Below are 21,638 nucleotides of genomic sequence, written 5' to 3'. Positions count from 1 at the left end.
AAAACCCCGTCTGCGAGAGCAGACGGGGTTTTTTATTGCCCGCGTTTCAGGTGTCAGGCGTTGACCGGACGGGCCTGCGTGTTTGTTTCAGCCTTGGCTGCCGGGCGATACAAAACCCAGTAATACGAGCCCAGACAAATCAGCCAGCAAAAGATCGCCGTCCACACGTTGTGGGAGAAGAAGTGCGCGCCCTGCATCATCCGGCTGATCGAGAACACCGAACCCAGCGCGAAGGCAAAGATGAACGCCTGACGGGCCAGCCGTGGGCGACGGTCACGCAGCACGAAGAACAGCGCAAACAAGGTAAAACCGGTGGCCGCATGACCACCCGGCCAGCAACGACCGGGCTTGTCGGTCGGCGGGCGATGATCCAACAGTTTGCTGTAGGTTTCGTGGCCGCCGAACTGTTCGAGGCTCCATGGGCATTGCACCGCCGTCACGGCTTTCACCGGTGTGACAAAAGAGGTGGCCAGACCCAGCGACAACACCAGGCAACCCAGTTCACGCTTGAACGGTTTGAGCCGCTCGATGAAAAACGCACCGATGAACCCGAGGATGGCAAACACCGAAAAGGCGATCACCACTTGTTTGGCGCGGTCGTGGAGGATGTTTTCCAGGAAGTAGCTGTGGCGGCCAATGAAGTCACCGGCAGCCGGGTCATAGAAAAGCCGGGCCAGATCCATGTCCAGATCAGTCAGCTCCAACAAAACCAGAATGACGGCCGCCACGGCGGGAATCCCCAGGCACAACCAGAAATTCAGCGGGCGAGGGGCAGGGCGTACAACGTTTGATGACATGACATATCCAGAGCGGGAAACGCCCCGGGGCATCAGCCCGGGGCGCTTCGATTAACGTTCGCTGATTTGCTCGGCACCCTCCTTGGGCGCCTTCCAGCCAAGCAGCTGTTGCTTGAAGCCATAACTGGCGGTTTGGTAATAGGTGATGGCGCGGCTGATCAGCGGGTCGTCGCTGCCGGCCCGGGACTCGCGGCTTTCGGTCAGCGCATCGTCATGCCGGCGCAGGCCCTGGCGCGGGCTGAGGATCGCCAGATCTTTGCCGTCGAACAGCCCCAGATGTTGATAGTTGCCGACCACGACTCGCGGTGGCAGCGGGTTGTCCTGCAGCAGGTTGCGACCGAAAAACGTCGATTGATAATCCAGGTTCAGCAACCCCAGCAGGGTTGGCGCGAGATCGATCTGGCTGGCCAGTTGCGCGTTTTCCCGTGGCTCGATCAACTTTGGTGCATAGATGAACAGCGGGATCTGGTAGTTGCTGATCGGCAGGTCTTCCTTGCCCGCGCTGCCGGCGGTGTGGTCGGCGACGAAGATGAAGATCGTGTTGTCGAACCACGGTTTCTGCCGCGCCTGGTCCAGAAACTGGCCGATGGCGTAGTCGGTGTATTTCACCGCGCCATCGCGACCGTTGCCGGACTTGATGTCGATCCGATTGTCCGGATAGGTATAAGGGCGGTGGTTGGACGTGGTCATCAGTTGCAACAGGAAAGGCTGCTGCTTGGCGTAATCGGCATCGGCCAGTTTCAGGGTCTGCTTGTACAGATCCTCATCAGCCATGCCCCAGGCATTCTTGAAGTGAATTTCCGATTCATCGACGCTGCTCTGATCGACGACGCGGTAGCCGTTGCCGCTGAAGAACGCGTTCATGTTGTCGAAATAACCGCGTCCGCCGTAGACGAACACGCTGTCGTAGCCGACGGCACTGAGTTGCTGGCCGAGGCTGGCGAAGCCGCTTTCGCGGCCGATGCGCTTGACGATCGAACGCCCCGGCGTCGGCGGAATGGCCAGCGTGATGGCTTCCAGGCCCCGATCGGTGCGGGTGCCGGTGGCGTAGAAGTTGTTGAAGTACAGACTCTGCTTGCGCAAGGCATCCAGATTCGGTGTCAGGTTGCGCTCATCGCCGTTGCTGCCCAGGTACTTGGCACTGAGGCTTTCGATGGTCACCAGCACGATGTTCGGTTTACGCACGGTGCCCGGGTTGTCGATCACCCGGCGGATGTCCTGTGGATCCTGGCCGATGAAGCGCGCGTTGGGCTCGCTCAATTCAGCACGAATCTGGCCGGCGACTTTTTCCGGCGACAGACTGCTGTAGAACTGGCCATAGTCCAGTTCGTTGTTACGGAACGCGGCGAAAAACTGATACGGGCCATTGCTTGCCAGTTCATTTTGATAGGCATTGCCGCCCTGAGCGCGCGGCGCGTCCTGACTGAGCAGTTGCAGGCTCAGTCCCGCGACGAGCAATAGACCGAGGGCATTGAGCAGGCGACCGCGCAGTGGCGGCAGCGGGGCGTCCAGCGCCGCGTTGAAAGGTTTGCGCAACGCGAAACTCAGCGCCACGGCGAGCAGCGCAAGAATGCTCAGCAACGTGCCGATCGGGTAAGACTCCAGCACGTTGTTCAGGACTTCATCGGAATACACCAGATAGTCGACGGCGATGAAGTTGAAGCGTACGCCGAACTCGTCCCAGAACAGCCATTCGGCCACGGAGGTGAACAGCATGGCGAACAGACTGACCGTCAACAGTCCCTGAAGGAACCAGCGATGACCGCGTCGGCGCCATAGGGCCGGCGGACACAGCAGCAGATACAGGCCCATCGGCAGCGCGGCATAGGCGAGAAAGCCCAGGTCATACAGCAAGCCGATGCCGAACAGGGAAAATGCCACGCCGCCGGCCTCATCCAGATGAGTCAGCAACAGCACGGTTCGGGTCAGGAGAAACACCACCAGCCAGGCGCCGGTGACCAGCAGCAGAAAGCGCACAGGCGCCGTCTTGAAAAAGTCCATTGTCTACATTCCTTATATCTAATGGCGCGAGAGTCTCGCGTTGTCACTGTAGTCAGGTTGTGAACCGATAGTGAAAAACTTGTTAAGGAATGAATTTGGTTGAAAGACTCGATTTGTGGGGCTTGTCGCCCTAGCCCTGAGTCGGCGATGGTCGTAAGCTGCGCGGGCCAAGACGGCCGCTACCGTGTACGGAGGAGGTGCCCATGCGAATTCTATTGGTCGAAGACAACCGCGATATCCTGGCCAATCTGGCCGATTACCTGGGGCTCAAAGGCTATACCGTCGATTGCGCCCAGGACGGTCTGTCGGGCCTGCATCTGGCTGCCACCGAGCATTACGACCTGATCGTGCTCGACATCATGCTGCCGGGGATCGACGGCTACACCCTGTGCAAGCGCCTGCGCGAAGACGCCCGTCGCGATACGCCGGTGATCATGCTCACTGCCCGCGATCAGCTCGATGACCGCTTGCAGGGCTTCAAGTCCGGGGCCGACGATTATCTGGTCAAGCCGTTCGCGCTGTCGGAACTGGCGGCCCGGGTTGAAGCCGTGATGCGTCGCACCCAGGGCGGCGGTCGTCGTGCGCTGCAGGTCGGTGATCTGAGCTACGACCTCGATACCCTCGAAGTGACCCGCGAAGGCAAATTGCTCAAGCTCAACCCGGTCGGCCTCAAACTGCTGGCGGTGTTGATGCAAAAGAGTCCGCATGTTTTGCGTCGGGAAATTCTTGAAGAAGCGCTGTGGGGCGATGACTGCCCGGACAGCGACAGCCTGCGCAGCCACGTCCACCAATTGCGCCAGGTGATCGACAAACCGTTCGCCAAGCCATTGCTGCACACCGTGCACGGCGTGGGTTACCGCCTGGCCGAGGGCCGCGATGGAGTTTAAGCAAAGCCTTGCCCAGCGGATCATCATCGCCTTTGCGCTGATGAGTGCGCTGGTGGCCGGGGCGTTTGCCATGGGCATCGTCGCGACCGTGCACCTGGTCGAGGAAAAACTGATTTCCGCCGGGCTGGGCGGGGATCTGCAACGCCTGCTGCTGATGGACAACGTCTCGGACTGGAGCCATCGGCCGGAGCCGGATCAGCTGTTCTACTTCAGCGGCGGGCCGGGCGACTTCGAGCTGCCCAAGGACCTGCGGCACCTGGATTCGGGTTTCCATGAAGTGTTTCGCGAGCAGCTGTCGTACCACGCGATGGTCGAGGTGGTTGATGGCCGCCGCTATGTGCTGCTGCAGGATCAAAGCGATTTCGAAGAGCGCGAGCGCGTGCTGTTCGCCGTGGTGCTGGTGGGCTTTGTGCTCAGTCTGGCGCTGGCGGTGTTCCTTGGCTGGGTGCTGGCGCGCAAGGTGATGGCTCCGGTGGTGCGTCTTGCCCGCCAGGTGCGCCATCGCGACCAGTTGCTCGGGCTGGCGCCTCCACTGGCGCCGGACTACGCGGCAGACGAGGTGGGCGAACTGGCGGTGGCATTCGATGCCACGCTCGGGCGCCTGCGTCAGGCGCTGACGCGGGAGCGGCTGTTCACCAGCGACGTCAGCCACGAATTGCGCACGCCGCTGATGGTATTGGCCAGCTCCTGCGAGCTGCTGCTGGAAAATCCGGGTATCGATCAGCGCGGTAAGGCCCAGGTTCAACGCATTGCGCGGGCCAGTGAGGAGATGCGCGAGCTGGTGCAGACCTTCCTGATGCTCGCCCGTGCCCAGCGCGAAGATGCTGGCGCCGCCCCTCGGCACACCCTCGCGCAAGTGGCCGACAGCTTGCTCTGCCTGTGGCGCGAGCCCATCGAATCCAAGGGTTTGCAGTTGATTTTCGAACCGGGCAACCCGCCCGACACTCGTTATAACGCGACGCTGCTCAATGCCGTGATGGGCAATCTGCTGCGTAACGCCTTGCACTACACCGAGCAGGGGTTTATTCGCCTGACGCTCAATGAGAACGGTTTTGTGGTCGAGGATTCGGGCGTGGGCATTCCCGAGGAAAAACGCGAAGCCATGTTCCAGCCATTTGTACGCGGCAACGAAAAGCGCGGCGAGGGGCTTGGATTGGGCTTGTCGCTGGTTCAGCGCATTTGTGAAAACGAAGGCTGGAGCGTCACGTTGAGCACGATGGAGCCCAATGGCTGCCGTTTCGAGGTCGATCTGGGCAAGCGCTGAAGATCAGCCGGTTGATGAGGGTACTCCCGCCAACCTGTCCAATTCCTGTATAACCTTGAAATAGTTTGCCGATTTACATGACGTTTTTTTCACAAAGGGATGACCTGACGCTGACACACCGCTGCTTAAGGTGGTGTCATCAGTAATTCAGGAGTCCTGGTGATGGCCGGCCCGATCAAACTCGATTTTTCCGAAAAGTACGACGACAAGCATGCGCAGAAGTACCTGCGTAAACACCAGGACGGTCTGGGCCGTCGTTTGTCCAACTGGCGGGATCTGCAATTGGCCCGCAAGGCGCTGACCCTGGTCGGTGAGCCTGGACTGGTCCTCGACCTGCCGTGCGGTGCGGGGCGTTTCTGGCCGATGCTGGCGGAAAAACCCAACCGGGTGATCATCGGGGCGGACAACTCCGAGTCGATGATCAAGACCGCCATGCAGGCACAACCGGCGGATGTGGTGAAACGGGTACAACCCTTGCACACGTCTGCGTTCGACATTGCCTTGCCTGATAACGCCGTCGACAGCATTTTCTGCATGCGACTGCTGCATCACATCGGCGAAGCCGAGCACCGCCGGGCGATTCTGCGCGAGTTCGAGCGTGTCACCCGGGACAGCGTGATCATTTCGCTGTGGGTGGACGGCAATTTCAAAGCCTGGAAACGCAAGCGCGCCGAGCAAAAGCGTGGCCAGGAGGGTTACCAGAACCGGTTTGTGTTACCGGCCGCAACAGTTGAAAAGGAATTCGAAGAAGCAGGATTCCGGATCCAGGAACAACTGGACTTTATTCCGCTCTATGCCATGTGGCGAGTCTACGTATTACGCAAGAGGTAAGAGGATGGCAGTGCAATTTGCAGCAGAAACGGAAGTCGCTCCCAAGGATCGCTTCGACTACTACTGGAACCAGCGTGGTGAATGGGTGGAAGAACCCAACGTGCGTCGCGGTGGCGAAAGTGGTGTGCAGCGTGTGGTGGGGCGCGATGGTCAACTGCTGTATGCCAAGCGTCAGACAGGCCATATCTATCGCAGTTGGCTGCACCCGTTCGGGCGGCCGACCGTGTTGCGCGAGCTGGATGCGCTGACCGGGGTTTCCCGTCTCGGTGTCCGGGTGCCTGAAATCGTGTTCTGCGGTGCCCAGCCCGACCCGCAATTCAAATGGCGTGCACTGTTGGTGACCAAGTCCCTCGATGGCTTTCAGGAACTCGAGCATTGGGAAGCCGGTGGCGGTCGCGAGCAATATGGCGAAGCCGTTTATGAGCGCGTGCTCAAGGACCTCGCCGAAAACCTGGCTCGCATGCACAAAGGCCGTTGGCAGCACAGCTGCATCTACATCAAGCACGTGTTTGTGCGGGTGACGGGCGAAGGTGATTCGGCCAAGGTCGAAGTCGCCCTGATCGATCTGGAAAAATGCCGTCAGCGTCTGACCGCTCATCGCGCGGCCGCCCATGACATGAAGCAATTGCGCCGCCACTCGTCGTTCAGCGCAACAGACTGGAAAAAACTCGTCTACTTTTATGAGACGGCGTTTGGCAGCGCTATCAAGGGTTTATAGCGATGAAACTAGAAATTGCTCGAGGTTTGTTTCTGGTAGGAGCCTTGGCAGTTGCATCATTGGCGGTGGCGGCCTGGGAACAGCCACGCATGCAGGTGATCGGCGCCTCGGCGAGCGACCCGCATTGCCCGATGCCACGGGTGGCGAAAGCCGCCGTGGCCACACAACCCGATCATGATCTGTTGCTGTTCATGTTCGGACTTTCTCAAGGGATGAGGCCGCAGAGTTGAATCGATTGAAATCTCTACAAGAGCCAAAGGCCTCGCTGATGCGGGGCCTTTTTTATTGAGTCATGGCTTGGGATCGGGTTTCGCCAGCACGGTGTAAACACACGGCAGGACAAACAGCGTAAACAATGTCCCGATCGACATCCCGGTGGCAATCACCGTCCCGATATCGAAACGGCTGACCGCGCCGGCGCCGGTGGCCACGATCAGCGGCACCATGCCAAACACCATCGCCGCGGTGGTCATCAACACCGGGCGCAGACGAATTGCTGCCGCTTCCTCCACCGCCTCGCGGGGTGTCAGGCCCTTCTCCTTGCGCAACTGGTTGGCGAACTCGACGATCAGGATTCCGTGCTTGCTGATCAGCCCGATCAGCGTCACCAGCCCGACCTGGGTATAGATGTTCATGCTCGACCAGCCGAGGAACAGCGGAATCAGCGCCCCGCAGATCGACAACGGCACGGTCACCAGAATCACCAGCGGGTCGCGGAAGCTTTCGAACTGCGCCGCCAGCACCAGGAAAATGATCGCCAGGGCCAGGGCGAAGGTCACCCACAGCGCGCTGCCTTCCTGCACGAACTGCCGGGAGGCGCCGCCGTAATCGAAGGCAAAACCGGCCGGGGCTTCTTCCCGGGCGATCTGCAACACGCTGTCGATGGCTTCCCCCATGCTCACCAGGGGGAACCCGGACAGTTTCGCCGCGTTGAGTTGCTGGAACTGGTTGAGCTGTCGCGGTCGTGCGCGGTCGGTCACGGTGATCAGGGTCGAAAGCGGCAGCAGTTCGCCCTGAGTGTTTTTCACGTAGTAATTGTTCAGCCAGTCCGGGTTGTCGCGGTAGGCCCGTTCGACCTGGGCGATGACCTTGTAACTGCGACCTTCGATGGTGAACCGGTTGATCTCGGCTTCGCCGAGCAGGGTGGCGAGGGTGCCTCCCAGATCCTGCATCGACACACCCATCTGCGCAGCCTTGGCGCGGTCGATGTCGACCACCACTTCGGGTTTGTCGAAAGCCAGATCAAGGTCGACGAAGGCGAACTTGCCCGACTCCATGGCGCGCTTCTTGATTCGGTCGGCTACCTGCAGCAACAGCTCGTAGTCATTGGCGGTGTTGATCACGAACTCGAACGGCAGGCCTTCGCCGGTGCCGGGCAGGGACGGAAGGTTGAAACCGAAGATCTGCAGGCCCGGAATGCCCTCGAGTCTGCCCTGCACCTCGGGGAGGATTTCCATTTGTGTGCGACTGCGCTCGTTCCACGGCTTGAGCAGGAAACCGCCGATGCCGCTCTGCACGCCGTTATAGCCGTTGATCTGGAACGAGGAGTAGTACTCCGGGAACTCCTTGAAGATCTTGATGAACTCGTCGGTGTAGGTGTTCAGGTAATCGAGGTTGGTCGGCTGCGGGGCGTTGGCCATCATGAAAATGATGCCCTGGTCTTCGTCCGGTGCCAGTTCCGACTTGGTGAACTTGAGCAGCACCGGAATCAGGCACAGCACGATCACCGCAAACACCAGCACCACCGGCCGGGTATTGAGCGTGCCGTGCAGCATGCTCTGATAGCGCCGCTTGAGGCTGTCGAAAATCCGGTCGAGGCGATGGGCCAGGCCCGTGGGGTTTTCGTCGTGGCGCAGCAGCACGGCGCACATCATCGGCGACAGGGTCAGGGCGACGACCCCGGAAATCACCACCGCCCCGGCGAGGGTCAACGCAAACTCCTTGAACAGTGCCCCCGTCAGCCCGGTCAGGAAACCGATCGGTGCGTACACCGCCGCCAGGGTGATGGTCATCGACACCACCGGCATGGCGATTTCCCGTGCGCCTTCGAGCGCGGCCTCCAGTGGTGTCTTGCCTTCCTCGATGTGCCGGTGGATGTTTTCCACCACCACAATCGCGTCGTCCACCACCAGCCCGATGGCCAGCACCATCGCCAGCAGGGTCAGCAGGTTGATCGAGTAGCCCATCATCTGCATGAAGAACATCACGCCGATCATCGACAGCGGAATCGTCACCACCGGAATGACCACCGAACGCAGGGCGCCGAGGAACAGGAACACCACCACGATCACGATCAGCACCGCTTCGAACAGGGTTTTCACCACTTCATCGATGGAGGCCTGGATGAACAGCGTGGCGTCGTAGGCGATCTCGCTCTTGAGGTTGGGCGGCAGCTGGGCTTCCAGCTCCGGCATGATCTTGCGCACTTCCTTGATCACTTCCAGCGGGTTGGCCCCGGGCGTGGCCTTGATCCCGATGTACACCGAAGGCGTGCCGCCGAACGAACTGATCGAGTTGTAGTTTTCCGCGCCCATTTCAACCCGTGCCACATCGCTGAGCAGCACCCGGCTGTCGCCACTGACCTTGAGCGGGATCTTGCCGAAGGCTTCGGCGGATTTCAGTTCGGTGTTGGCATTGATGCTGGTGACCACGTACTCGCCTTTCACTTCGCCGGCGGCGGAGAGGAAGTTGTACTGGCGCACCGCGTTGGTCACGTCGCTGGCGCTGAGGCCGAAGCCGGCGAGTTTCACCGGGTCGATCCACAGGCGCATGGCGAACACCTGGTTGCCGAGAATCTCCGCCTCGGCCATGCCCGGCAGGGTCGCCAGTTTCGGCTGGATCACCCGCGACAGATAGTCGGTGATCTGCGGGTTGTTCAGTTCCTTGCTGAAGAAGCTGATGTACATCAGCGCCGAAGCGTCGGCGGCTTCCTTGCTCAGCACCGGGTCCTCGGCGTCCTGAGGCAGTTTGTTCTTCACCTCGTTGGCCTTGGCCAGCAGTTCGGTGAACAAACGGTCGCTGTTGGAGCCGATGCGCGCGTAGATCGAAATCACCGAGAAGTTCTGGCGACTGACCGAGGTCATGTAGTCGATGCCCTCGGCGCTGGCCAGGCTCTGTTGCATCGGCTGGGTGATGTAGCCCTGAATGGTTTCGGCGTTGGCCCCGGGGTACGCGGTGGTCACCGTGATCAGGGCGTTTTCCATTTGCGGATACTGGCGCAGCGGCAGTTTGCTCCAGGCCTGGAAGCCCAGCAGCACAATCAGCAGGCTGACCACGGTGGCGAGCACCGGGCGGCGGATGAACGGATCGGTAAAAGCCATGGGATTTCCTTGATCAGTCGGCGCGGGGCGGACTGTTCTGCTCGCCGAGGGTCTTGTCGTCGCTGATGGCAATGTGGGCGCCGTTGTCCAGTTTGATCTGGCCGGCCGTCACCACCTGTTCGCCGCTCTGCACGCCCTTGTTGATCATCACCTGACCTTCGCGGCGTTCGCCGGTCTCGACGAACCGACGCTCGGCGATCAGCACCGGTTGGCCCTTGTCGTCTTTTTCGACGGTGCCGTCTTCGGCTTTTTTCTGGGTGACCACGTACGTCGAGTTGCCGTAGAGGGTGTAGGTGATCGCGCTTTCCGGGACCACGATGTGTTTCTGCGGATCCGGCAGCAGCACCTCGATGCTGGTGAACATGCCCGGCAGCAACTTGCCGTCGGGGTTGGCCAGGGTGGCGCGGACCAGAATGTTACGGGTGGTGCTTTCGACGATCGGGTTGATCGCGGTGATGGCGCCGGTGAAGTGCTGGCCGGGGTACGCCGCGACCGTAATCTGTACCGGCTGACCGATGGCCAGTTTCGGCACTGACTGTTCGGGCACGTAGAAGTCAGCGTAGAGGCTGCTCAGATCCTGCAGGGTGGCGATCTTGGTGCCGCTGGCGAGGTAGTCGCCGATATCGACGAGGCGGATGCCGATGGTGCCGCTGAAGGGCGCGACGATGCGTTTTTTCGCCAGCGCCGCATTGAGTTGATTGACCGTGGCCTTGTTCTTTTGCAACTGCGCCGAGAGCCGGTCGAATTCGCCTTTGGAGATGGCGCTGCTGCCGACGAGCTGACTGCCGCGACCGTAATCCAGCTGCGCGAGACCGAGATCGGCCTTGGCGGTTTCGAGGAAGGCCGCTTCAACGGCGCTGTCCAGTTGCAGCAAGGGCTGGCCGGCCTTGACCTTCTGGCCCGATTCGAACTTCAGCTCGGTGACGGTGCCGGCGTTCTCCAGACTCAGGTCGACGCCTTGCAGCGCCTTCAGCGTGCCGACGGTGGGCAGACGCATCTGCCACGGGCGCTCGACGGCCGTGGCCACGGCGACGCTGATCGGCGGCTTCGGCTTGGAAAAGCCCTGGATCATCGTATAGATCGAGAAGGCCTTGTAACCGGCGAGAAGCAGAACGATCAGCAGTACAACACCCAACATGATCAGCATGCGGCGACGCAGCATATTTCCAGTTCCTTGGAGAAAATCAGGCGAGACAGGCGGGCACATTACCCCGAGTCCGGCAGGGATTCCAACTGCCAGTTTTTACAGGGTATGAAGGGCGGCGATAGAAAAAAGCGCTGCCGCCGACCGAGCGGTCGGCGGCGAATTTCAGGCCATCAGATGAAGATGGTTGTCCCAGAGCCCTGCGGGCAAATCCAGCGGTTTGGCCAGCAGATCGTCCTGACGGCAATCGTAGTAGCGGCAACGTCCCTGACCGGAGGTCACGACAAAACCATCCTTCACCGCACCGACGCCGGCGCAGTCAGGCAACGGGGCGTCGAGGCGCACTTCGCCGCTGTCCAGATCCCAGATGAAGAAGCGGTTGCCGCGCGGTGCGGTCAGTGCCACCAGGCGCAGGTCGCTGTGTACGGCGACGCTGGCGGTGTAATGCCCCATCGACTGCAACTGATGCTCCGGTACCGGGAACGCTACGAATGGCTGGCCGGGACGTTTGATCGCCAGCAGCTCCGAGCGCTCGTGGGAAGGCCCCATGAATTGCTGGCCGGCGACGATGGTGCCGTCGCTGGCGATCCCCAGGTGGCGCACGCTGTTCATCTGCTGGGCGAGGGTTTCCTTGCTCAGCAGAGTGCCGTCGCGCTGCATCAGCACCAGGCTCGGTTCCATGGCGTCGAGGTTCATGTCGACCCGGCTTTCGGCCTCGGTGCGAATCCCGCCGTTGGCCACCACCAGGGTTTCACCGTCGGGCATCCACGACACCTGATGCGGGCCGAGACCGTGGGTGGAAATCTCGCCGCTGTGCACCAGCCGTTCGCCTTCGAATTTGTACACCCCGAGCAGGCCACGGCCCGGATCGGTGGTGTCGTTTTCGGTGGCGTACAGGTAGTCGCCGCTGTGGTGGATCACCGCGTGGCCGTAGAAATGCCGGTTCGGCTGCGACGTCACGGTTTGCAGCAATCCACCGTTGCGCAGGTCGATCAGGTAGCTCTCGGTGCCCGGCCGGCGGGCAACGAACAGCGCGATCGGCAGCGTCGGGTGATTGATGATGTCGTGGCAGCGCTGGCCGACTTCGGTGGCAAACACCTGAGTGCCGTCCAGCCGATAACCGACGGCGTAGTGCTTGCCGTCGGTGTCGTCCCGCGCCGACAACAGCAGCGGGCTTTGGTCCTTGCGTTTGAACAGCGTCCAGCCGCCCAGTGTCACTGCTCCCAGCAGCAAACTACCTAAAGTCAGAGCCTGGCGTCGCAGCATGGCACGTGCCCTCATCAATCACCGTCGTTGGCGTTGAAGCCCAGTTGGATGCCCAGCGCCTTGGCCAGCTCGCCTTCGTGCAGGCGGTGGACGACGTTGAGGCTGTCGTAGATGTCGTTGAGCTGCTGGCGACCGGCGTCATCGTTGAGCATTTCGGTCAGCGAGCGCTGGGTGCTGCCGAACAGTTTGAGCGACGCCGCATAGGCTGCATCGATCTTGTCCGCCAGCGGCTTTTGCTCAGCCGGCAACAAGCCGCGCAGGCCTTTGTTGTCGACGCCTTCCCAGACGGTTTTGGCCGCTGCGAGGCTGGCTTCCAGCGACTCCATGGAAGACTGGCTGCGCCAGGCGTCGGCCTGGAACGGCTGAGGCACGCCCTTGCTCTGACGGCCCATCGGCGTGCCGAGTTTTTTCTTCAGGGTGTCGAGGGCAGTGACCTGTACCCGCAGCAGATCGGCGATCGCTTCGTGGGAATCGGCGTAGCGCTGGTTCGGGAACTTGCTCATCTGCGCGAGCATGCCGTCGGTGTTGTTCCAGCTGCTGAGAATCTCTTCGGCCAGTTGTTTCTGACGCTCGCCGATGGCCACCAGCAGTGGGCAGTACTTGGCTTTCTGTGCGTCGTTGGCCACGTCAGGCTTGGCGTCGAACAGGATGTACTCGTAAGCGGACAGGCCTTGAACCACGACGCTGGACTTGGCCAGGGCGGCGGCGTCGATCTGCGGCTGCGCGCTGACCAGTTGCTCGACCTGACGGCCGACCAGGTTTTTCTTGTCCGGCCAGAACTGCACCTGCCACGAACGGTTGCCCTCGGCCAGCGGGCCGATCAACAGCGGTTGCAACTCGGCCCAGGCTTTCTGCGCGTGCAGGAAGTCGGCACGGGCGGTGTCCAGCGACTCTTTGCCCTGGCAGTAGGCGAGGGCGCTGACGGCCAGTTGCTTGTCGGCTTCGACCCAGCGGGTGTAGGTCGGCAGGATCACCGATTTGGCGATGGCCGCCGAGGTGACGGCTTGCGGATCCTGCGGCGAGCACGCGCCGAGGGCCAGTGCGGCAAGGCTGGTGAACAACAGCTTGGGACGGAACATGTCGGGCTCCCGATTCTTTTAAGTGTTTAAAGTGAGTTCAAGAACGCCAGCAGCGCGGCACGCTGCTCGGCGTTGAAAGACAAAACCTGTTGCTGCGCCGTTTTCGCTTCGCCGCCGTGCCAGAGCACCGCTTCGAGCAGATTGCGGGCGCGGCCGTCATGCAGAAACTGGGTGTGGCCGCTGACCGCCTGCGTCAGGCCGATGCCCCACAGCGGCGGGGTGCGCCAGTCGCGGCCGGAGGCCTGGAATTCGGTGCGGTTGTCCGCCAGGCCTTCGCCCATGTCGTGCAGCAGCAGATCGCTGTACGGGCGAATCACTTGATTGGCCAGTTCAGGTTCGGCCGCGTTGGCAGCGGTGGTGTATTTCGGTGTGTGACAGGACTGGCATCCCGCCTGGAAAAACAGATTCTTGCCGGCCAGCACTTGCGCATCGTTGACCCCACGGCGGGCGGGAACGGCGAGGTTGCGGCTGTAGAACAGCACCAGGCGCAGGATGTTGTCGCTGACTTCCGGTTCGCCGTCCGGGCCGTTGCCGTTCGGCGCCTGTTTGCAGGCGGTTTGCGCGTCGGTGCAGTCATCAAACGGTCTTAGGCTGGTGGTGAGGCCCATATCACCAGAAAACGCGTGAACATTTTGTTGATTGAGGTTCGGCTGGCCTGCTTTCCAGCCAAATCGTCCCATGACGGTCTTTTGCTGCTCATCGTCCCAGACCCGGTTGGGCCGGCCGTTGATGCCGTTGTTCTCTTTGGCCTGTGCGGCGGCGTTGGCGAGGATCGCTTCTTCCGGAATCGCTTCGAGCAGACCCAGGCCGATCATCGGCGGCGCAACGCGTGCGGAGAAACGTGTGTCCGGGTGCATCGGGCCGTAGCCGAGCTGGGTGATCTGCAGGACCGGTTTGCGCAGCTCGACCTCGGTGCCGTCCTTGAAGCGGACCGGCACCGGCGTGTAATCGACCCGCACCTTGCCTTCCGGCGCGACGCCGGGCACGGCCATGTCCTGGAACTGGCCGCCGTAGACCGGCTCCGGTACCACGCCCACCTGTTCGATGACTTTGGCATAGGCCGGCGAATCGGGGATCGACAGACGCACCAGCATCGACACCGCGTTGGCCGCATCCGGCGTCGGCGGATGACCGCGGCCGTCCTTGATGTGGCAGTTCTGGCAGGCGTTGGTGTTGAACAGCGGGCCGAGGCCATCGCGTGCGGTGGTGGTCGACGGCGCGATCACCCACGGGCTGCGAAAGAAGCTGTTGCCGACACTGAAGTCCACCCGCCGCGAGGGCGGCAGGTTGGCCGCCGGCAGGGAAAACGCGTTCTGATCGCTCTTGCGCACGGTCGCCGCGCCGCCGGAACGGGCCTCACCCGGCTCGGCCTTGGTGAAACGCGGGGCGTCATCGCAGGCACTCAGGCCCAGGGCCAGAAACAGTGCGGACAAGCGAAGAGGCAGCGAGGGCATCAGACTTCCTGCAAGAGGGGCGAATTTAAAGGCGCAAAGTCTAACAGGGCGAGGGGGTTTGAATAAGAGGAATTATCGTTTGCTTGATGCACGTCAGGTCAGCCTGAACGAAAAAGGCGACCCGAAGGTCGCCTTTTTTAACGCGGACGCTGTGATCAGAACTCGTGATCAGCGTTGTCCGGGTTCAGGTCGCTGATGCCCAGTTTGCCGGCAGCGGCTTCGATCGAACCGGTCTGCTTGACCAGCGAAGCGATGGCGTCGCGGACGATCTGGTTGCCGGCGGTGTTGCCGGCCGCGATCAACTGATCGTAGTGCTCACCCTTGTTGGCGTGATCGACCATGACCTGGATCTTGGCTTCGGTGGCGGCCAGATCGGCTTTCAGCGCGGTGTCGGCAGCCGGATCAACCTTGGCCACCAGCGACGACAGGCTCGCGCCGGTCATTTTGGTGCCGTCGACGCGGGTGTACTCGCCCAGGTAAACGTTACGAATGCCCTTGGCATCGTAGAAGTGCGAGTTGTGGGTGTTGTCGCTGAAGCAGTCCTGTTCGTCTTCCGGGGAGTTCGCTTCCAGGGACACTTTCATGCGCTCGCCGGCCAGCTCGCCCAGGGACAGGCTGCCCATGCCGAACAGCATTTTGCGCAGGCCGCTTTCAGCCGGTTCGGCTTCCAGGGTGGCGCGGTAGTTGTCGGCCACGTTCGGCTTCCAGTTACCGACCATTTCTTCCAGGTCGCTGACCAGCAGCTGGGTCACGGATTTCAGGTAGGCACGACGACGATCGTTGTGACCGCCAGTGGCGCCTTTGCCTTCCAGGTAGTCCGAGGCCGGACGGTTGCCGGCGCCAGGGCCGGTGCCGTTCAGGTCCTGGCCCCAGAGCAGGAATTCGATGGCGTGGTAGCCGGTGGCAACGTTGGCTTCGGAACCGCCCAGCTCGTTCAGGCTGGCGAGTTTTTCCGGGGTGATGTCTTTGACGTCGACCTTGTCTTCGCCGACCTGTACTTCGGTGTTGGCGATGATATTGGCGGTGGCGCCCGGGTTGCCCAGTGCGTGTTCGTAGGACTTGTCGACGTAGTCGATCAGGCCTTCGTCCAGAGGCCAGGCGTTCACTTGACCTTCCCAGTCGTCGATGATGGTGTTGCCGAAGCGGAACACTTCGCTCTGCAGGTAAGGAACGCGGGCGGCGACCCAGGCAGCCTTGGCGGCTTTCAGGGTGTCGGCGTCCGGCTTGGCGAGGAACGCGTCGATGGCGGTTTGCAGGGTTTTCGCGGTGGATTCGGCATCGCTGTAAACGGCGAAGACCATGTCGGCGTAGTGCGAGACAACGGCTTTGCCGGCGGCCTCGTCGACTTTACCGGCAGCAGCAGGCGCAGCCGGTGCAGCGGTGCTCGCAGCCGGAGTCGGCGCAGGAGCGGCGGCCTTTTCTTTGTCTTTACCTTCGCCGCAACCGGCGAGGGAAATAGCGATGGCCAGCAGACTGGCGGTAGCCAGAGGCATACGAATCATGGCGAACATCCTGCTTCGGTAATTGAGTGGACAGGCGCGGGGGTGCGCAAAAGCTGCGACATAATGCAAATCTTTCGCATTATGTGTAAAGGGTTGTAGCTGGAAATATTTCCTATTTGCGCGGGGGTTGCGCTGGATCAACAGCGTAGAGCACGCCCGGCGGACCGGGCGTTGCAGACAGGTTTCAGAGGATGGCTGCGTTGCTGCGCTGGGCCTGCTTGAGGTAAATGCTCAACTCGCGCGCCGGCAGCGGTTTGCTGTAGTGGTAACCCTGACCCTCGTGGCAGCCTTCGGAGATGATGTAGGTTTCCTGTTCGGCGGTTTCCACGCCCTCGGCGATCACCTGCATGCCCAGGCTCTTGCCCAGTTGAATGATGGCACGAACGATGGTCGCGTCATCGTCGTCATCCAGCAGGTCCTGGACGAAGCTCTTGTCGATCTTGATCTTGTCCAGCGGCAGACTCTTGAGATAACTCAGCGATGAATAACCGGTGCCGAAGTCGTCGATGGCGATCAAGGCGCCGGAGCGGCGCAGGCTCAGCAGGTGCTGGGCGGCGGTGCTGATGTCTTCCATCAGGCCGGTCTCGGTAACTTCCAGCTCGAGACTGCGCGGTGGCAGGCGGTACATCTGCAACAGGTTGTTGACCACCCGTGGCAGCTCGGCGTGGTGCAGTTGCACGGTGGACAGGTTGACCGCCATGCGCAGGTCGACGAAGCCCTGATCGTGCCAGTCGCGCAGTTGCTTGCAGGCCTGATCCAGCACCCATTCGCCGATGGCGATGATGGTGCCGTTCTGCTCGGCCAGCGGGATGAACAGGTCCGGCGGCACCAGACCGTGTTCCGGATGCTGCCAGCGGATCAATGCCTCGACGCCGACTACGCGATGATCGCGATAGCTGATCTGCGGCTGATAGACGAGGTAGAACTGATCGCGCAGCAAGGCGTCGCGCAGGTCTTTTTCCAGTTCGCGACGGCGGCGCATCTCGCTGTCGACGCTGGCGATGTAGAACTGATAACGATTGCGCGAGCGGGTCTTGGCCAGGGTCATGGTCTGCTCGGCTTTCTGCAACAGCTTCTCGGTGCTGTCGCCATCCTCCGGGAACAGGGTGATGCCGATGGTCGCGCGCAGGCGAATTTCCTGATGATCGAGGGCGAACGGCGCTTCCAGGTCATCGAGAATGCTCTGCGCCAGTTCCGCCGCTTCGTAAGGCTGTTCGATATCGGCCTGCACCAAGGCGAACTGGTCGCCGCCGAGACGAGCGAGGGCGCCGAGGCGACCGCTGTGGGCGCGCAGGCGGTCGGCGAGTGCCAGCAGCAACTGGTCGCCGGTCTGGTAGCTGAATTGTTCGTTGATGCCCTTGAAGTCATCCAGCCCGACGCACAACACCGCGACCCGGCGTTGCAGCTTGCCGGCATCCACCAGGATCTTGTCCAGTTGCTGCTGTAATTGCTGACGGTTCGGCAGGCCGGTGAGGAAATCGTACTGGGCCATGCGCAGCAGACTGTTTTCCGCTTCGTGGCGCAGGTGGGTATTGCGTTCGATGGATTCGAGCAACTGGTTGGCGGTGTTGATCCAGATCCCCAGTTCGTTTTTTTCGTGGCCCTTGAGTTGCGGAATCTTGTGTTCGCTGGGGCGGTCCGGGTTGATCTCGGTGAGGTGTTCGATGATCCGCGACAGTGGTTTGGTCAGTAGCCAGTGATAGACCAGGTACAGCACCAGGCCCATGGCCAAGGCGCGCAACACGCCGGAAATGAAGATGATCACCGAGCTGACGATGAAACCCTGACCGTAGGTGGCCGTGTCGAGGGTGATGCTCAGGTCGCCGTAATATTCGCTATAGGGGCCGCGTCCCACCAGTTGGGTGGTAAACGTGCGTTCCTGGCCGAGGATCAGGTCGGTCAGCCAGCGACTGTTGGAATGCTGCAGCTCACGGGATTTCTGCGCGAGCATCGCTTCGTTGGGATGGCCGATGGAGGCCTGGCGCACGGCGTCGTCCTGGAACAGGCCTTCGATCACCTGCATGCCCATCTCCCGGTCCAGGCTGTAGACAGCTTGGGTTGAGGGATCGCGGAACATGTCGAGGATGCGTTCGGCATCGCCGGCGACGGCCTGGCGTGTTTTATAGGCATCGAAAACGATCTGCGCGCAGCTCAAGACCACGCCGACGATCAATGCCGACAGGAGCACGACCCGGAGCAACTTCACCGACAAGCTGTTCTTGAGTTCCAGCTTCAAAGGGTTATTCCTTGTTCCGTGCGGGTAGCGTCAAGTTGCCATGAGTATTGGCAATCCCGTGTTGGCAGTCAAAGGGACAATCGAGCCGCGGAAAATTTGTCCGTGGCCTTGGCCGAAATGCTGCTGTCTGGAGTATTTGCCCTATTTGTACTGTGTCGGTAGTTTTGGCCTCCAACTTGAGGGGCGTCGGACAATTTTTCCTCTTTTGATGGTAGTTCGCCGTGGCTTGGGAGCAAGGCGAGAAGCGCTGCTTTGCGTGTGGGAAAAGGCCCTGTTTGTGATGGGACGCACCCTCGATGATTTCTGCGGGCAGAAAAAAACCCGGCAATAGCCGGGTTTTTTGTCTGGCGTGCAGCTTAAGCGGTGAAGGTCTTGCCTTCGAACTGCTCGGCCACGAACTTCCAGTTGACCAGGTTCCAGAACGCCTCGACGTACTTAGGACGCAGGTTACGGTAGTCGATGTAGTAAGCGTGTTCCCACACGTCGCAGGTCAGCAGCGGGGTGTCGCCGCTGGTCAGCGGGTTGCCGGCGCCGATGGTGCTGGCCAGAGCCAGGGAACCGTCAGCCTTTTTCACCAGCCAGCCCCAGCCGGAACCGAAGGTGCCGATCGAGGTTTTGCTGAACTCTTCCTTGAACTTGTCGAACGAACCGAAAGCCGCGTTGATGGCTTCAGCCAGTGCGCCGGTTGGTTGACCGCCGGCGTTTGGCGCCAGGCAGTTCCAGTAGAAGGTGTGGTTCCAGACCTGAGCGGCGTTGTTGAAGATGCCGCCCGAGGAAGTCTTGACGATTTCTTCCAGGGTCTTGCCTTCGAACTCGGTGCCTGGCACCAGGTTGTTCAGGTTCACGACGTAGGTGTTGTGGTGCTTGTCGTGGTGGAATTCCAGGGTTTCCTTGGAAATGTGCGGCTGCAGGGCATCGTGTGCGTAAGGCAGCGGCGGCAATTCGAAAGCCATGATGATTCTCCTAATCAGGTCTGTTGCGGTGAGCGCAAGGCCGATCACGGGCGGCCAGAAATGCACCGGCGAGTTTTTACTCTTTGCGGCGCAGGGTTCGGATCATAGCACCGGGGGTGCGGCTTAACCACGCAACAACTGTGTGGGATAGAGGTTCCAGAGCTGTTTGGAATAATCACGAAGCCAGAATGAGCTGACCCGCCACCGTGAACATCATCACCGCCACCAGCAGATCGAGAATCCGCCAGGTACTCGGCCGTGCCAGCCAAGGGGCGAGCCATGCCGCGCCGAACGCGAGGGTGAAGAACCACAGCAGCGAAGCACTCGCCGCGCCGACGACATAAGCGCCGGGCACCGACTGTTGCGCACCGAGAGAACCGATCAGCAGAACGGTGTCGAGATAAACGTGCGGGTTGAGCAGCGTCACCGCCAGTGCACTGAGCATCACCGCCCGCAGTGAGCGCACGGTCTGGTTTTCACCCTGTTGCAGGCTCTGTTTCGAGAAGGCCCGGCGCAACGCCTGGCTGCCGTACCAGATCAGAAACACCGCGCCGCCCCAGCGGGCAACCGCCAGCAACGTCGGGTTCTGCGCCAGCACCGTGGCCAGACCGAACACACCGGCCGCTACCAGCAACGCATCGCAGGCGACACAAAGCGCCGCGACCGGCAGGTGATGTTCACGCCGCAGGCTCTGCGCCAGGACAAAGGCGTTCTGCGTACCGATCGCCATGATCAGTCCGAACGCCACCAGCAAACCGTTGGTATAGCTTTGCCACATGACGGTTACTCCGCGTTGGCTGCGAGATCGCGCAGCACTTGCATGGCGCGTTCGGCGTCGGCCTGACCGACGAACAGATGGTCGTGGTAATAACCGGCAATCACGTTGCAGCTGATGCCGGCCTTGCCCAGTGCGGTGGCGAATGCGGCGGTCAGGCCGACGGCTTCCAGCGCCGAGTGCACGTTCAAGGTGATCCAGGCCGCGACGTAGTCGAAGCTGAAACCGGCGCGCTCGGCGTGGGACCGTTCAATAATCACTGTCAGGCCTTCCTGCTCACGGAAACTGCCTACGACCTCCAGACCGCTCGGCAACTGACCGTCGCGCAAGGTGCAGAACACGTATTCGCCGGCATTGAGCTGCGGGCTCATGCTGCGCAGCAGGGTGGTCAATGAGGTTTCGCCAGCCATGGGGGTGGTCCTTGATAAAGAGTACTTGCTGGCTATTCTCCCGGTTGACGCTGTATAAGAAAAACCAATAGTGCTGATCGCTCATTAGGAAAACTGATGTTCGACTACAAATTGCTTTCCGCTCTGGCCGCCGTGGTCGAGCAGGCCGGATTCGAACGGGCGGCGCAGGTGCTGGGCCTTTCGCAATCGGCGATTTCCCAGCGGATCAAACTGCTGGAAGCGCGGGTCGGCCAGCCGGTTTTGGTGCGCGGCACGCCGCCGTCGCCGACCGAAATTGGCCGGCGCCTGCTCAACCATGTGCAGCAGGTGCGCCTGCTCGAACGGGATTTGCAGACGCTGGTGCCGGCGCTGGATGAAGAAGGCCTGCCGGAGCGCCTGCGCATCGCCCTGAATGCCGACAGCCTCGCCACCTGGTGGGCGGAGGCGGTGGGCGATTTCTGCGCCGAACAACACCTTTTGCTGGACTTGATCGTCGAAGACCAGACCGTCGGCCTCAAACGCATGCGCGCCGGTGAAGTGGCCGGTTGTCTGTGCGCCAGTGAGCGTCCGGTGGCAGGCGCGCGCAGCGTGTTGCTCGGCGCGATGCGCTATCGGGCGCTGGCCAGCCCGGCGTTCATCGAGCGGCATTTCCCCGACGGCGTGCGGGCCGAACAGTTACCGCGCACCCCGGCGCTGGTGTTTGGCCCGGACGATTTTCTCCAGCATCGTTACCTCGCCTTTCTCGGCGTCGATGGCGGTTTCGAACATCACCTGTGCCCGTCATCCGAAGGTTTCATCCGCCTGACCGAAGCCGGGCTCGGCTGGGGACTGGTGCCGGAATTACAGGTGCGCGAGCAACTGGAGCGCGGCGTACTGCGCGAACTGTTGCCAGATAAACCGATCGACGTGCCCTTGTACTGGCATCATTGGCGCAATGGCGGTCAGTTGCTCGGGCTGTTGACCGAGCAATTGGTGCGCTCGTCGGCGCAATGGCTGGTGCCGTTGGACTGACGGCCAGCGTC

At 61.3% G+C, this 21,638-nt stretch carries 18 protein-coding genes; 6 read left to right on the top strand and 12 right to left on the bottom strand.

The window, feature by feature from the left end; translation table 11 throughout:
* Window positions 1-53 precede the first annotated feature (53 nt).
* Together AC1RT4_RS15240 and AC1RT4_RS15235 are read right to left on the bottom strand one after the other, a co-directional pair.
* Complete coding sequence (locus AC1RT4_RS15240) at window positions 54-797, bottom strand: phosphatase PAP2 family protein (RefSeq protein ID WP_493086032.1); 744 nt, start codon at window positions 795-797, stop codon at window positions 54-56.
* 51 nt (window positions 798-848) lie between these two features.
* Window positions 849-2,798, bottom strand: a complete 1,950-nt coding sequence (locus AC1RT4_RS15235) for an LTA synthase family protein (RefSeq protein WP_493086030.1) — start codon at window positions 2,796-2,798, stop codon at window positions 849-851.
* Between the two features lie 203 nt (window positions 2,799-3,001).
* On the opposite strand from AC1RT4_RS15235, the gene colR reads away from it, so the two are divergent.
* From colR to AC1RT4_RS15210, 5 genes are all read left to right on the top strand, one after another.
* Window positions 3,002-3,685 (top strand): two-component system response regulator ColR, encoded by a 684-nt coding sequence (colR, locus tag AC1RT4_RS15230; RefSeq protein WP_007953224.1) that lies wholly within the window; start codon window positions 3,002-3,004, stop codon window positions 3,683-3,685.
* Window positions 3,675-4,949, top strand: coding sequence for a sensor histidine kinase (locus AC1RT4_RS15225; RefSeq protein ID WP_007953226.1), 1,275 nt, complete (start codon window positions 3,675-3,677; stop codon window positions 4,947-4,949). The genes colR and AC1RT4_RS15225 overlap by 11 nt, the downstream gene beginning before the upstream one ends.
* A 162-nt stretch (window positions 4,950-5,111) precedes the next feature.
* Window positions 5,112-5,780 carry a class I SAM-dependent methyltransferase gene (locus tag AC1RT4_RS15220; RefSeq protein WP_493086027.1) on the top strand — a complete coding sequence of 223 codons (669 nt, stop codon included), beginning with the start codon at window positions 5,112-5,114 and terminating at the stop codon, window positions 5,778-5,780.
* Between the two features lie 4 nt (window positions 5,781-5,784).
* Entirely contained in the window at window positions 5,785-6,498 is a 714-nt protein-coding gene (locus AC1RT4_RS15215; RefSeq protein ID WP_493086025.1) for a lipopolysaccharide kinase InaA family protein, read from the top strand.
* Between the two features lie 2 nt (window positions 6,499-6,500).
* The gene (locus AC1RT4_RS15210; protein ID WP_011335717.1) at window positions 6,501-6,728 is read left to right on the top strand and encodes a hypothetical protein; all 228 of its coding nucleotides are present in this window, start codon (window positions 6,501-6,503) and stop codon (window positions 6,726-6,728) included.
* 60 nt (window positions 6,729-6,788) lie between these two features.
* On the opposite strand, the gene AC1RT4_RS15205 is transcribed toward AC1RT4_RS15210, so the two are convergent.
* The 10 genes from AC1RT4_RS15205 to AC1RT4_RS15160 all read right to left on the bottom strand — a co-directional run bounded on the left by AC1RT4_RS15205 (window position 6,789) and on the right by AC1RT4_RS15160 (window position 20,637).
* Window positions 6,789-9,818, bottom strand: coding sequence for a multidrug efflux RND transporter permease subunit (locus AC1RT4_RS15205; protein ID WP_493086023.1), 3,030 nt, complete (start codon window positions 9,816-9,818; stop codon window positions 6,789-6,791).
* A gap of 13 nt (window positions 9,819-9,831) precedes the next feature.
* Window positions 9,832-10,980 carry an efflux RND transporter periplasmic adaptor subunit gene (locus AC1RT4_RS15200; RefSeq protein ID WP_493086021.1) on the bottom strand — a complete coding sequence of 383 codons (1,149 nt, stop codon included), beginning with the start codon at window positions 10,978-10,980 and terminating at the stop codon, window positions 9,832-9,834.
* A 147-nt stretch (window positions 10,981-11,127) separates the two neighbouring features.
* A complete protein-coding gene (locus AC1RT4_RS15195; protein ID WP_230733220.1) occupies window positions 11,128-12,228 on the bottom strand; it encodes a DUF1513 domain-containing protein in 1,101 nt (366 codons plus the stop codon).
* A 14-nt stretch (window positions 12,229-12,242) separates the two neighbouring features.
* A complete protein-coding gene (locus AC1RT4_RS15190; RefSeq protein WP_085610853.1) occupies window positions 12,243-13,307 on the bottom strand; it encodes an imelysin family protein in 1,065 nt (354 codons plus the stop codon).
* Window positions 13,308-13,333: 26 nt separating this feature from the next.
* Window positions 13,334-14,761 carry a di-heme oxidoreductase family protein gene (locus AC1RT4_RS15185; RefSeq protein WP_493086018.1) on the bottom strand — a complete coding sequence of 476 codons (1,428 nt, stop codon included), beginning with the start codon at window positions 14,759-14,761 and terminating at the stop codon, window positions 13,334-13,336.
* A 155-nt stretch (window positions 14,762-14,916) separates the two neighbouring features.
* Complete coding sequence (locus AC1RT4_RS15180; protein ID WP_179693920.1) at window positions 14,917-16,263, bottom strand: imelysin family protein; 1,347 nt, start codon at window positions 16,261-16,263, stop codon at window positions 14,917-14,919.
* Between the two features lie 184 nt (window positions 16,264-16,447).
* Complete coding sequence (locus AC1RT4_RS15175; protein WP_011335711.1) at window positions 16,448-18,499, bottom strand: putative bifunctional diguanylate cyclase/phosphodiesterase; 2,052 nt, start codon at window positions 18,497-18,499, stop codon at window positions 16,448-16,450.
* A gap of 356 nt (window positions 18,500-18,855) precedes the next feature.
* Window positions 18,856-19,452 (bottom strand): superoxide dismutase, encoded by a 597-nt coding sequence (locus AC1RT4_RS15170; RefSeq protein WP_003227660.1) that lies wholly within the window; start codon window positions 19,450-19,452, stop codon window positions 18,856-18,858.
* A gap of 175 nt (window positions 19,453-19,627) precedes the next feature.
* Complete coding sequence (locus AC1RT4_RS15165; protein ID WP_007953256.1) at window positions 19,628-20,230, bottom strand: LysE/ArgO family amino acid transporter; 603 nt, start codon at window positions 20,228-20,230, stop codon at window positions 19,628-19,630.
* 5 nt (window positions 20,231-20,235) lie between these two features.
* Window positions 20,236-20,637: an ACT domain-containing protein gene (locus AC1RT4_RS15160; RefSeq protein ID WP_493086015.1), complete on the bottom strand. Its 402-nt coding sequence runs from the start codon at window positions 20,635-20,637 to the stop codon at window positions 20,236-20,238.
* Window positions 20,638-20,733: 96 nt separating this feature from the next.
* Between AC1RT4_RS15160 and AC1RT4_RS15155 the strand changes: the two genes are divergently transcribed.
* Entirely contained in the window at window positions 20,734-21,627 is an 894-nt protein-coding gene (locus AC1RT4_RS15155; RefSeq protein ID WP_493086013.1) for a LysR family transcriptional regulator ArgP, read from the top strand.
* The last annotated feature ends 11 nt before the right edge of the window (window positions 21,628-21,638 follow it).

This window comes from Pseudomonas sp. GW821-FHT11D10, assembly GCF_058808435.1.
This window is presented reverse-complemented; position numbering and strand designations above follow the sequence as displayed.